Source organism: Dactylosporangium sp. NPDC048998 (assembly GCF_043197855.1).
Taxonomy (GTDB): domain Bacteria; phylum Actinomycetota; class Actinomycetes; order Mycobacteriales; family Micromonosporaceae; genus Dactylosporangium.
The window spans coordinates 282,587-294,405 of sequence record NZ_JBICTV010000006.1 but is presented as its reverse complement, the minus strand read 5'-3'; the positions used below and the strand labels follow the sequence as shown (position 1 = coordinate 294,405).

The 11,819-nt window shown below is 71.5% G+C and carries 10 protein-coding genes; 3 read left to right on the top strand and 7 right to left on the bottom strand.

Annotation, left to right across the window (positions count from 1 at the left end):
- Positions 1 to 4 precede the first annotated feature (4 nt).
- The 4 genes from mmsB to ACGFI8_RS18070 form a co-directional block, all read right to left on the bottom strand.
- On the bottom strand, positions 5 to 1,234 hold the full coding sequence (gene mmsB, locus ACGFI8_RS18085) for a multiple monosaccharide ABC transporter permease (protein WP_392806118.1): 1,230 nt from the start codon (positions 1,232 to 1,234) through the stop codon (positions 5 to 7).
- Entirely contained in the window at positions 1,231 to 2,814 is a 1,584-nt protein-coding gene (gene mmsA / locus ACGFI8_RS18080) for a multiple monosaccharide ABC transporter ATP-binding protein (protein WP_392806116.1), read from the bottom strand. The genes mmsB and mmsA overlap by 4 nt, the downstream gene beginning before the upstream one ends.
- Before the next feature lie 89 nt (positions 2,815 to 2,903).
- The gene (chvE, locus tag ACGFI8_RS18075) at positions 2,904 to 4,022 is read right to left on the bottom strand and encodes a multiple monosaccharide ABC transporter substrate-binding protein (RefSeq protein ID WP_392806114.1); all 1,119 of its coding nucleotides are present in this window, start codon (positions 4,020 to 4,022) and stop codon (positions 2,904 to 2,906) included.
- A gap of 371 nt (positions 4,023 to 4,393) precedes the next feature.
- Positions 4,394 to 5,788: a pyridoxal phosphate-dependent decarboxylase family protein gene (locus tag ACGFI8_RS18070; RefSeq protein WP_392806112.1), complete on the bottom strand. Its 1,395-nt coding sequence runs from the start codon at positions 5,786 to 5,788 to the stop codon at positions 4,394 to 4,396.
- Positions 5,789 to 5,936: 148 nt separating this feature from the next.
- On the opposite strand from ACGFI8_RS18070, the gene ACGFI8_RS18065 reads away from it, so the two are divergent.
- Together ACGFI8_RS18065 and ACGFI8_RS18060 are read left to right on the top strand one after the other, a co-directional pair.
- Positions 5,937 to 6,326 (top strand): hemerythrin domain-containing protein, encoded by a 390-nt coding sequence (locus tag ACGFI8_RS18065; RefSeq protein WP_392806110.1) that lies wholly within the window; start codon positions 5,937 to 5,939, stop codon positions 6,324 to 6,326.
- A 212-nt stretch (positions 6,327 to 6,538) separates the two neighbouring features.
- Positions 6,539 to 8,164: an FAD-binding dehydrogenase gene (locus ACGFI8_RS18060; protein ID WP_392806108.1), complete on the top strand. Its 1,626-nt coding sequence runs from the start codon at positions 6,539 to 6,541 to the stop codon at positions 8,162 to 8,164.
- Between the two features lie 9 nt (positions 8,165 to 8,173).
- Here the strand turns inward: ACGFI8_RS18060 and ACGFI8_RS18055 are convergent, their stop codons facing one another.
- Genes ACGFI8_RS18055 through ACGFI8_RS18045 form a run of 3 tightly spaced genes read right to left on the bottom strand, consistent with a single transcriptional unit; the run spans position 8,174 to position 10,207 of the window.
- Entirely contained in the window at positions 8,174 to 8,737 is a 564-nt protein-coding gene (locus tag ACGFI8_RS18055; RefSeq protein ID WP_392806106.1) for an HdeD family acid-resistance protein, read from the bottom strand.
- Positions 8,734 to 9,750, bottom strand: a complete 1,017-nt coding sequence (locus tag ACGFI8_RS18050; protein ID WP_392806105.1) for an AI-2E family transporter — start codon at positions 9,748 to 9,750, stop codon at positions 8,734 to 8,736. Before ACGFI8_RS18050 ends, ACGFI8_RS18055 begins: the two co-directional genes overlap by 4 nt.
- The gene (locus tag ACGFI8_RS18045; protein WP_392806103.1) at positions 9,743 to 10,207 is read right to left on the bottom strand and encodes a PLDc N-terminal domain-containing protein; all 465 of its coding nucleotides are present in this window, start codon (positions 10,205 to 10,207) and stop codon (positions 9,743 to 9,745) included. The genes ACGFI8_RS18050 and ACGFI8_RS18045 overlap by 8 nt, the downstream gene beginning before the upstream one ends.
- A 134-nt stretch (positions 10,208 to 10,341) precedes the next feature.
- On the opposite strand from ACGFI8_RS18045, the gene ACGFI8_RS18040 reads away from it, so the two are divergent.
- Entirely contained in the window at positions 10,342 to 11,667 is a 1,326-nt protein-coding gene (locus ACGFI8_RS18040) for a sodium:proton exchanger (RefSeq protein ID WP_392806101.1), read from the top strand.
- The last annotated feature ends 152 nt before the right edge of the window (positions 11,668 to 11,819 follow it).

Below are 11,819 nucleotides of genomic sequence, written 5' to 3'. Positions count from 1 at the left end.
CCAATCACTGGGAGGAGTTCGCGAGCCGCTTGCTGACGATGTCGAAGGCCACCGCGGCGATGAGCACGAGGCCCTTGATTGCCTGCTGCCAGGCCGCGTCGGCGCCGAGGATGGACAGGCCCATGTTGAGCACGCCCATGATGAGCGCCCCGATGACCGCACCGGTGATCTTGCCGATACCGCCCGTCACCGCGGTACCACCGATGAATGCCGCGGCGATGGCGTCCAATTCGTAGTTGGTGCCGGCGCCCGCCACGCCGGCGCCGGCGCGCGAGGTGGTGACGACCGCGGCGATGCCGGCCAGCACGCCCATGTTCACGAAGATCAGGAAATTTACCCGCTTGGTCTTCACGCCGGACAGCTTCGCCGCGGCGAGGTTGCCGCCCATGGCGTAGATGTGCCGGCCGAAGACGGTGTTGCCCATGATGTACGAGTACAGGATGACCAGCGCGCCCACGATGATGAGCACGTTGGGGGTGCCGTCCGTGCTCTCGGCGAGCAGGTAGGTGATGTAGGCGATGAAGGCGGTGAACACGACGAGCTTGCCGATGAACGCGGCGCGCGGCTCGAGGCGCAGGTCGTAGCGGATCAGCTCGCGCCGGGTGCGCACCTGCGACAGGAGCAGGCCGCCGATGGCGACGGCGCCGACGAGCAGGGTCATGCCGTCGAGGTTGCCGACGAAGCCCAGGGCGTTGGGCAGGGACTTGGCGGCGATCGCGCCGAAGCCCTTGTCCTGCACCGGCACGGTCTGGCTGACCGCGAGCACGGCGAGGCCGCGGAACAGCAGCATGCCGCCGAGGGTGACGATGAACGCGGGGATGCCGACGTAGGCGATCCAGAAGCCCTGCCAGCAGCCCACGACGATGCCGATGACGATGCAGGCGGCGACCGCGAGCGGCCACGGCCAGTCCCACTTGGTGATCATCAGCGCGCAGTACCCGCCGATGAACGCCACCACGGATCCGACGGACAGGTCGATGTGCTGGGCGACGATGACCATCACCATGCCGATGGCGAGAATCAGCACGTAGGCGTTCTGCTGCACCAGCGCCGCGACGTTGTCGGGGTAGAGCAGCCGGCCGTCGGTCAGGATCTGGAAGACAACGACGATCGCGAGCAGGATCGTCATCATGCCGTACTGCCAGAGGTTCTGCCCGAGGTAGCCGCGCAGCGAACCGGGCTCGGACGGCTTCGGGTCCTGCTGGGCCGCTTCGAGGGTGCTGGGCGCGCTCACCGCGAGACTCCTCCCTTGGCCGCTTCACTGCTGTCCATCGTCATGTACCGCATCAGGCCCTCCTGGGTCGCCTCGGCGCGGGCCACCTCGCCGGTGATCCGCCCCTGGCTCATCGCATAGATCCGGTCGCAGATCCCGAGCAGCTCCGGCAGCTCGGAGGAGATCACCACGACCGCCTTGCCGGCGTCGGCCAGCGCGTTGATGATTTCGTAGATCTCGTACTTCGCGCCGACGTCGATGCCGCGCGTCGGCTCGTCGAGGATGAGCACCTCGGGCTCGGTGAACAGCCACTTGCTCAGCACGACTTTCTGCTGGTTGCCGCCGGAGAGCTTGCCGGTGAGCACGGCCACGCTGTCGGCCTTGACCCGCATCTCCTTGCGCAGCCGTTCGGCCCGGTGCACCTCCTGCGCGGCGTTGACGATGCCGAGCCGGGCCACGGCGGCGAGCTTGGCCGCGGTGATGTTGCGCTTGATGTCCTCGATGAGGTTGAGGCCGTACCGCTTGCGGTCCTCGGTGGCGTAGGCGATGCCGTGGGCGATGGCCTCGTCCACGCTGCGCACGCGGATCTCCTTGCCGTGCAGGTAGAGCCGCCCGGTGATGCCGGTGCCGTAGCTGTGGCCGAACACGCTCATCGCGAGCTCGGTGCGGCCCGCGCCCATGAGCCCGGCGATGCCCACGATCTCCCCGCCGCGCACGCTGAGACTCGCGTTGTCCACCACGATCCGGCTGCGGTCGATGGGGTGGTGCACGGTCCAGTCCTCGACGCGCAGCACCTCCTCGCCGATGCGGGGGGTGTGCTCGGGGAAGCGGTGCGCGAGGTCGCGCCCGACCATGGCCCGGATGATCTGTTCCTCTGAAACCGGAGTCTCTCGGCCACCGTCAACCCCGTGCATGTCGAAGGTGGCGACGGTACGGCCGTCGCGGATCACCGTCGTGGTGTCGGCGATCGCCGCGATCTCGTTGAGCTTGTGCGAGATGATGATCGAGGTGATCCCCTGGCTCTTGAGCTGGCGGATCAGGTCGAGCAGGTGGGCGGAGTCGGCGTCGTTGAGCGCCGCGGTCGGCTCGTCGAGGATGAGCAGCCGGACCCGCTTGGACAGCGCCTTGGCGATCTCGACGAGCTGCTGCTTGCCGACGCCGATGTCGAGGATCTTGGTGTCCGGCTGCTCGCGCAGGCCGACCCGGGCCAGCAGCTCGGCGGCGCGCTTGTTGGTCTGCGGCCAGTTGACGATCCCGCGGGTGGCCCGCTCGTTGCCCAGGAAGATGTTCTCCGCGATCGACAGGTACGGGCTGAGCGCCAGCTCCTGGTGGATGATGACGATGCCGCGGTGCTCGGAGTCGCGGATGGACCGGAAGTGGCACGGCTCGCCGTCCAGGACGATCTCGCCGTCGTAGCTGCCGTGCGGGTACACGCCGGACAGGATCTTCATCAGCGTCGACTTGCCGGCGCCGTTCTCGCCGCACACGGCGTGGACCTCGCCGGCGGCGACGCTCATCGTGACGTCCTGCAGCGCGCGCACGCCCGGGAAGGTCTTGGTGATCCCGATCATCTGCAGGATCGGGGGTGTCTCGGATGGCATGGGGGTTCCTCGATTCGTGGCGACTCGCGACGAGGGGCCGGGTCCGCGCGCCGACGCGCGGACCCGGCCCGACGGGCGCGGCTGGGCGGCTAGAGGCCCAGGTCCGAGGCCTTGAAGAAGCCGGAGTCGACCAGCTTCGACTTGACGTCGTCCTTGGTCACCACGACCGGCGGCAGCAGGTACGACGGGACGACCTTGACGCCATTGTTGTACGTCTTGGTGTCGTTCGTCTCCACCGTGGTGCCCTTGGTGATCGCGTCGACCATCTTGGCGACCTCGTCGCCCAGTGTCCGGGTGTCCTTCCAGACCGTCATCGACTGCTTGCCGGCCAGGATGTTCTTGGTGTTGGCCAGGTCGGCGTCCTGCCCGGTGAGGATCGGCCAGTCGGCGCCCGGCTTGTACCCGTGCGAGTCCAGCGACTGCGCGATGCCCAGCGCGAGCGAGTCGTTGGGCGAGAGGACGACGTCGACCTTCTTGCCGCCGGTGTAGAACGAGTTGAGCCGGTTGTCCATCTCGGCCTGGGCCTTCTGCGAGTTCCAGCCGTCGATGGAGACGGTCTTCCAGTCGTCGTTGCTGGCCAGCTTCTTGCCCGACGGGATGACCAGCTTGCCGCTATCGACGTACTGCTTGAGCACGTCCCAGGCGCCGGCGAAGAAGAACTTGGCGTTGTTGTCGTCCGAGGAGCCGGCGAAGGGCTCCAGGTTGAACGGGCCCTTGCCCTGGTCGAGGCCGAGCTGGGAGACGATGAACTGCCCCTGCATCTGGCCGACCTTGTAGTTGTCGAAGGTCGCGTAGTAGTCGACGTTCGGGGTCGAGTTGATCAGCCGGTCGTACGCGATGACCTTGATCTTCTTGTCCGCCGCCGTCTGCAGCACCGGCGCGAGCGCGGTGCCGTCGATCGAGGCGATGACCAGGATCTTCGCCTTGTCATTGATCATGTTCTGCAGCTGGGTGATCTGCTGGTCGACCTTGTTGTCGGCGTACTGCAGCGAGGTCTTGTAGCCGGCCTTCTTCAGCAGGTCCTCGAGGTGGGAACCGTCGTTGTTCCAGCGCTCCAGGCTGCGCGTCGGCATGGCGATGCCGATCAGCGCGGGCCCGCTGTCGCCACCACCGTTGTTGTCCTCGGTCCGGGTCTTGCTGCAGGCCGACGTCGTGGCCAGCAGCGCGGCAAGTGCGGTGGCGGCCAGGAGCCTGAGTGTCTTGGACATCCTCGACGGCCTCCTTTCGCGTATCGGGAGGGGTGTGTCGCGCAGGGGTTTGTTATGGGCGCGAACATACCTGTCCGGAGCGAAGATCGCGCGTAACAGATCGGTAACAGCATGGTCCACTCCCCTTGCCCCGCAAGGGTTTCGAAACATGTGCCGGGTCAACGAGGTCGCCGGCGCGCCGTCGATCACCATCGACGGCGCCGGCCAGGCGGTCGACCGGCTGGCCGCGCGCGGGCTGTGCGCACGGCGGCCCGATCCCGACCGACCGGCGATCGTCCATTGTGGAACTCACGGCCGCATACGCACCAGGGGCACTCATGCAGGATGCGCCCGGCTTTCGGCATCGGGCGCATCCTCGACGGTACGGCCGCCTACCTCGCGCGCTGAGCCGCGCGGCGCAGGGCGGCCAGCGACGCCTCGACGTCGGCGCCGTCGGTCGACCAGTTGCTCACCGAGACCCGCAGGACGGCCCTGCCGCGCCAGCGGGAGCCGGACATCCACGCGGTACCGTCCTCCAGCAGCGCCCGGGTCACCGCGGCCGTGCGCTCGTCGTCGCCGAACGCGGCGCACACCTGGGTGAACACGACGTCGTTGAGCACCTCGGCGCCGTCGATCGCGGCGATGCCGTCGGCCAGCGCGCGGGCGTTGCCCACCAGGCCGTCGACCAGGCCGGCGACGCCGCCGCGGCCCAGCGAGCGCAGCGCGGCCCACACCGGCACGCCGCGGGCCCGCCGGGACAGCTCCGGCACCTTCTCGAAGGGGTCGGCGGCGCCGCCGGGCCCGGCCGGCTGGAGGAGATAGCTGGCGTGCACGCCCATCGCCGCACGCACCGCGGCCGGGTCGGCAACGACGACAATGCCGCAGTCGTACGGCACGTTCAGCGTCTTGTGCGCGTCCGTCGCCCACGAGTCGGCCTCGGCCAGGCCGGGCACCAGGTGCCGCAGGGCCGGCGACGCGGCCGCCCACAGCCCGAACGCGCCGTCGACGTGCACCCAGGCGCCGTGGCGGTGGGCGATCCGGGCCGCCTCGCCGATCGGGTCGAACGCTCCACTGTGGACGTTGCCGGCCTGCAGGCACACGATGACGGGTCCGTCCCCGCCGGCCTCGAGCGCCTCGGCGAGCGCGTCGAGCCGGATGCGGCCCTGCTCGTCGGCGGCGACCGTGGTCGGGGCGCCCAGCCCGAGGTACCGCAGCGCGAGATCGAGCGTGTCGTGGCGCTCCTCGCCGACCAGGACCCGGATGCGCGGCGCCCCGAAGAGCCCGTCGGCGTCGAGGTTCCAGCCGGCCCGGGCGAGCACGTGGCGGCGGGCGGCGGCCAGCCCGGTGAAGTTGGCCATGGTGGCCCCGGTGGCGAACCCGACGTCGGCGCCTGCGGGCAGGCCCAGCAGGTCGAGGACCCAGGCACCGGCCGCCTCCTCGAGCGCGGCGACGGCCGGCGTCGGGTACCGCATCGCGGCGTTCTGGTCCCAGGCACTCACGAGCCAGTCGGCGCCGAGCGCCGCGGGCAGGGTGCCGCCGATGACCCAGCCGTAGAACCGCCCGGAGGGCATCGCCATGAGCCCGGGCTCGGCCGAGCGGGCCAGCAGGTCGACCACTTCGGCGGGATCGGCCGGGCCGTCGGGCAGCGGCCCGCCGAACACCGGAGCGAGCCGGTCGGCGTCGGCCCGCGGCGGGACGGACCGGTCCGCCAGCGAGCCCAGCCAGGCCCGGGCGTGCGCCCCGGCCATGTCCAGCGCCGCGTCGTAGGCATCCTTCTGTGCACTCATGCCGTCTACTGTGCGCCCCGCCACCGGGCGGCCGTCGAGGGCCACCGGTGATCGACTGGACTGCGTAGGATGTGGGGAGCGTCGCGGTGTACCCGGCTCGGAGGCCGCCGAGGGCATGGAGGCGCGGAACCCCTTCCGGAACCCTACCTTGGACGAGTTCACCCCGCCGCGCCTGCAGGCGCACGGCAACCAGCTCATCGAGATCCACCAGCAGTTGCGGGCGTTGCTGGCCGACGCCGCCGATATTTCGGATATTTCACGAGACTTCAGGAACCACTGCCTGGCGTTCTGTTCGGCCCTCGACCGGCATCACACCGGCGAGGAGCGTGGCATGTTCCGGGTGCTGGCCGAGCGCCACCCCGAGCTGCGGCCGGTCGTCGAGGAGCTGCGCCGCGACCACGAGCAGATCGCCGAGCTGCTGCGCCGGGTCGCGGCCGCACCGACCCGCGCCGAGCTCGACGGCCTCGCCGCGGTGATGGAGTCGCACTTCGCCTTCGAGGAGCGCCGCTTGGTCGCGGCACTCAACGCGCTGACCTGATCGCCCGGCAGAACATGCCGTTGGTCAGGACAGGACATCCCACAGGCAGCGCACAACGGCGGCGAAGCCCGCCTGATCGCATTGCCTCCTGTGTCCGGCGGCCGGCTCGACGGCCGGTGTACTCCCACTGTCGGTGCCGCGCGTCCGCGGTACATCAGTCATCTGACTCCGCCGCCGGGGAACGCCGCCGGCCGACGACCTAATCTGGTCGGGTGGATGCGGATGTGATCGTCGTCGGGGCGGGACTGGCGGGGCTGGTGGCCGCGGCCGAGGTGGCCGACGCGGGCAAGCGGGTGATCCTGCTGGACCAGGAGCCCGAGCAGAGCCTCGGCGGGCAGGCGTTCTGGTCGTTCGGCGGGCTGTTTCTGGTCGGCTCGCCGGAGCAGCGCCGGATGGGCATCCGCGACTCGGTCGAGCTGGCCTGGCAGGACTGGCTGGGCAGCGCGCAGTTCGACCGGCCGGAGGACGAGTGGCCGCGCCGCTGGGCCGAGGCCTACGTGCACTTCGCCGCGGGCGAGAAGCGGGCCTGGCTGCGCGCCATGGGACACCGGCTGTTCCCGGTGGTCGGGTGGGCCGAGCGCGGCGGCGGGCCGGCCGACGGCCACGGCAACTCGGTGCCGCGCTTCCACATCACGTGGGGCACCGGGCCGGGCGTCATCGAGCCGTTCGTACGCCGGGTGCGCGCGAGCGACCGCGTGCAGTTGCGCTTCCGCCACCGCGTCGACGCGCTGCTGCCCGGCGGCGTGGTGCGCGGCACGATCCTGGAGCCCAGCACCGTCCTTCGTGGACAGACGAGCTCGCGCACCGCGGCCGGCGAGTTCGAGCTCTCCGCGCAGGCCGTCATCGTCACCTCCGGCGGCATCGGCGGCGACCACGACCTGGTCCGCAAGGCGTGGCCGGCCCGGCTGGGCGCCCCGCCGCGGCGCATGGTCGCCGGGGTGCCCGCCCACGTCGACGGCCGGATGCTCGGCATCACCGAGGCGGCCGGCGGCCGGGTCATCAACCCCGACCGGATGTGGCACTACACCGAGGGCCTGCGCAACTGGGACCCGGTCTGGCCCAACCACGGCATCCGCATCCTGCCCGGCCCGTCGTCGCTGTGGCTGGACGCGACCGGCCGGCGCCTGCTGGGGCCGTGCTTCCCGGGCTTCGACACGCTGAGCACCCTGCGACATCTCATGGCCACCGGATACGACCACAGCTGGTTCATCCTGACCCAGAAGATCATCGAGAAGGAGTTCGCGCTGTCGGGCTCCGAGCAGAACCCCGACCTCACCAACCGCAGCGTCCGGCAGGTGCTGCAGCGGGTGAAGAAGGGCGCGCCGGGGCCGGTCGAGGCGTTCAAGCGGCACGGCTCGGACTTCGTCGTCGCGTCCACGCTGGACGAGCTGGTGGCCGGGATGCGGCGGCTGGAGCCCGATGTCCCGCTCGACCTCGCCGCGATCCGCGGCACCGTCGAGGCCCGCGACCGCGAGCTGGCCAACACGTTCACCAAGGATGCGCAGATCACGGCGATCCGCGGCGCCCGGTCGTACCGGGGCGACAAGCTCATCCGCGTCGCCACCCCGCACCGCCTGCTGGACCCGAAGGCGGGCCCGCTGATCGCGGTACGCCTGAACATCCTGACCCGCAAGACCCTCGGCGGCCTGGAGACGGACCTGTCGGGCCGCGTGCTGCGCGCCGACGGCAGCCCGCTGCCGGGCGTCTACGCGGCCGGCGAGGTGGCCGGCTTCGGCGGCGGGGGCATGCACGGGTACAACTCACTGGAGGGCACGTTCCTGGGCGGCTGCCTGTTCTCGGGTCGCACCGCCGGCCGCGCCGCGGCCGCAGCCGTCTAGCCCGGTTTTCTAGGTGTTCTGCGCGGGGTGGGCGGCGCGCCGGGACTGCAGGGCCACGACGATCTCGGCCGTGCCGATGATCAGCGACGTGATGCCGGTCAGCAGGATCAGCGCGGGCAGCGACAGGCCCGGGTAGGACAGGAACACCAGGCCGACCACGATCGAGGCGACGGCCAGGACGAACAGTCCCAGCCGCGCCCGGCCGCGGGACAACAGGCCGAGCAGCAGCTCCGCGAAGCCGCTGAGCAGCCAGGCCAGGCCGATGACGACCGACAGGGCGATGGCCCCGGACACCGTGTCGCGCAGGCAGGTCGCGCCGACGACGAGCAGGATCAGGCCCAGCGCGCCATCGAGGATCTGCTGGGTCAGCCCGTGGGCGCGGCTGAAGGCGCCGACGAGCCGCATCAGGCCCATGCCGACGAGCCAGATGCCGGCCAGGACGCCGAGCAGGCGCAGGGTGGCGTGCGGCTGCACGAGGACGGCGATGCCGAAGGCCAGGGTGACGGCGCCGACGGCGAGCAGCTGCCAGAACGGCAGGGCGACGGCGGCGCGCTCGGTCGTGGCGGTGGTCATGAGGTACCTCCCAGGGCTTTGCGCCACGAGACGGCGATGGCGGCGACGGGTGGGGCCAGGAACACGCCGAACAGTCCGCCGATCACGGCGCCGAGGATGGTGACGCCGAGCACGGCCACCGGGTGCAGGCCGAGCGCGCGGCCGAACACCGCGGGGCGCAGGATGCCCTCGAGGATGTTCTGCGTGATGAGGACGATGAGCAGCATCCACAGCGCGGCCGGCACCCCGCCGGAGCCGAGGGCGATGAGCACTGCGAACGCGGCGGAGATCCAGGCGCCGAGGTACGGCACGTACGCGGCGGCGAACGTCAGCACCGCGATCGTCCCGGCCAGCGGCAGCCCCAGCAGCAGCGCGCCGAGCGTGATGACGGCGGCGTCCATCAGCGCGATGAACGTGGTGCCGAGCATGTACCGCCGGAACTGGTACGCGGCGCTGCCGGCGAGCTCGCGCAGCAGGCCCGGCCGCAGCGGCAGCCGCGCCTCGATCGCCTCGAAGCCGCGCGGGCCGTCGCGGAAGGCGTAGAAGAGGAGGTACCCGCCGATGAGGACGCCGACGGCGACCTGACCGGCCACGACGGCACCGCTGGTGAGGGCGGAGCCGAGCCCCGTGAGCGCGGTGCGCCAGCCCGGCCACTGCCGCAGGGTCTGCACCGGGTCGGCGCCGAGCGCCTGGTGCAGCCGCACCCCGGCGTGCTCGAGGGCGGGCAGCCATTTCGGGGCCTCGGCGACGACCGCGAGGCTGAGCAGCACCGCGAGCGCGAGGAGTGCGAGCGGCACCGCGATGGCCCCGGCCAGAGCCGCCACTCCGGCCGGGACCCCGCGGCGGCGAAGACCGTCGACGGCGGGTTGCAGGGTCGCGCCGACGAGGGCCATCACCAGCAGGGGCAGTACGAGCGGGAGCAGGATCCCCGCGGCGATCACCAGCAGCGCAGCGCCGATGACCAGGCCGGCGAAGGACCAGCCCAGCCGGCCGTACCGCCCGAGCCGCCCGGTCGGGCCGGTGGGATCAGGCACGCGTCCAGCCGGCGGCGGTGTTGCCGTTCGTCACGACCGGGGCGCCGGTCGTGGGCCCGGACGCGAGCAGTGCCGCCTTGGCGCGGTCGTACTCGGCCTCGGTCAGCACGCCGCGCTGCTTGAGGTCGGCGAGCTTGGTCAGTTCGTCGGCGGTGCTCGGCGCGGGAGCGACGTCGCGGGCCTGTTCGCGGACGTAGTCGCGGACCTGGGCCTCCTGCTGCCGGGCGCGCTCGGCGGCGCGTGCGTTCATCGACCGGCCGCGCGCGATGAGGTAGACCAGTGCGCCCAACCACGGGAACACGATGAGGAACACGGTCCAGGCCGCCTTCGCCCACCCGTTCATCGAATGGTCCCGGAAGATGTCGGTCAGGATGCTCACCATCAGCCAGATCCAGGCGAACACCACCATGAACCACAGCGTCGACAGCACGACGTCACCGAACGAGATGTCGTCCATTGCCTGCCTCCCGACTGGTCGCCACCGTGTGGCATCGGCTCGGGGCCGGGTGACCCCGACGGATCCAGCGTCTGGTCAGGGCGACACCCCGCCATCGCCCTCGGCGGGCGAGCGGGGCGGTAGAGTCGGCGCACATGCGACGACCGCCGATATCCGGCCTGCTGGCGCCCGCGGTGACCGTCCCCGGCGTGGTCGTCGCCCTCGCCGGCGTCGATCCGCCGGCCGCCGGGGCGGCGCTCATCTTCGGCGCCGCCATCGTCGGGGCCGCGTTCGTGCTCGCCTGGGCCGCCGAGGCGGCGCAGGTCGACGTGTCGGCCGGGCTCGCCGTCGCGGTGCTCGCGCTGATCGCCGTCCTGCCCGAGTACTCCGTCGATTTCGTGTTCACCTGGCGCGGCGGCGAGGCCGCGGCGCGGTACGGCGCCGCCTGCGCTCCCCCGGGCGACGAGACCCCGGCGTGCTCGCTGGCGCTGGCGAACATGACCGGGGCCAACCGGATCCTCGTCGGCGTCGGCTGGGTCCTCGTGGTGCTCATCGCGTGGCGGCGCTCGAAGGTGCGGGGGATCCGGCTGGGGCGCGCGGATGCGGTACCGCTGGCATTCCTGGCCATCGCGTCGCTGTACTGCCTGCTGCTGCCGTTGCAGCGCACGCTGACGCTGTGGGACACCGGCGTGCTCGTCGCGGTGTTCGTCGCCTACAGCTGGCGCGTGTCGCGGGCGCCCGCCGGCGAGCCCGACCTGATCGGCCCGTCGGCATGGGTCGGCGGCCTGGCCAAGACGCCCCGCCGGGCCACGGTCGTCGCGCTGTTCGTCGTGTCGGCCGGGGTCATCCTGCTCTGCGCCGAGCCGTTCGCCGAGGGTCTCGTCAACACCGGCGCTCAGCTGGGCATCAGCCAGTTCCTGCTCGTGCAGTGGGTGGCGCCGCTCGCCTCGGAGGCGCCGGAGCTGCTCGTCGCCGGCCTGTACGCGTGGCGCCTGCACACCACGGAGGCCCTCGGCGCGCTGGTCTCCTCGAAGGTCAACCAGTGGACCCTGCTGGTCGGCACGCTGCCGATCGCGTTCGCCGCCTCCAGCGGCGGCCGGTCGGGCCTGCCGATCGAGCCCGCACAGCGCGACGAGCTGCTGCTGACGGCGGCCCAGTCGCTGCTGGCGATCGCGCTGCTGCTCGGCCTGACCCTGAGCCTGCGCGCGGCGCTGCTGCTGGCCGGCCTGTTCGTCCTGCAGTTCGCGCTCGGCGCGGCGGTCCCGGAGGCGTGGCACGACCGCGAGCTGCTCGGCCTGTCCCTGCTCTACCTCGCCCTGGCCGCCCTGACCCTGGTACGCAAGCGGGCCCACCTGCTGCCCACGCTCCGCGACGGCCTGCTGACCCGCTACGACGAACTCGGCGAGGACATGCACTGCACCACGACCGGCGGCGGGCGCCTCCGGCTGCGCACCCGGCTGAAGGCCCGCATCCACGCGTGACCCCGGAAGCGCCGTCCCCGGTGACGGTCGGGGACGGCACTGCCCTCACCTCCGGTGTTAACGCTCACAGTCCGCGAAAAGCCGCCGCCGATTTGCGCGACCAGCGGGTTGTGTGAACGCTAACGGCTTGTAGCCGGGGACAGTCTCCCGCC

Coding starts and splice junctions, on each gene's coding strand:
- mmsA (WP_392806116.1), bottom strand. CDS start 2,814: ATGCCATCCGAGACACCCCCGATCCTGCAGATGATCGGGATCACCAAG.
- chvE (WP_392806114.1), bottom strand. CDS start 4,022: ATGTCCAAGACACTCAGGCTCCTGGCCGCCACCGCACTTGCCGCGCTG.
- ACGFI8_RS18070 (WP_392806112.1), bottom strand. CDS start 5,788: ATGAGTGCACAGAAGGATGCCTACGACGCGGCGCTGGACATGGCCGGG.
- ACGFI8_RS18055 (WP_392806106.1), bottom strand. CDS start 8,737: ATGACCACCGCCACGACCGAGCGCGCCGCCGTCGCCCTGCCGTTCTGG.
- ACGFI8_RS18045 (WP_392806103.1), bottom strand. CDS start 10,207: ATGGACGACATCTCGTTCGGTGACGTCGTGCTGTCGACGCTGTGGTTC.
- ACGFI8_RS18040 (WP_392806101.1), top strand. CDS start 10,342: ATGCGACGACCGCCGATATCCGGCCTGCTGGCGCCCGCGGTGACCGTC.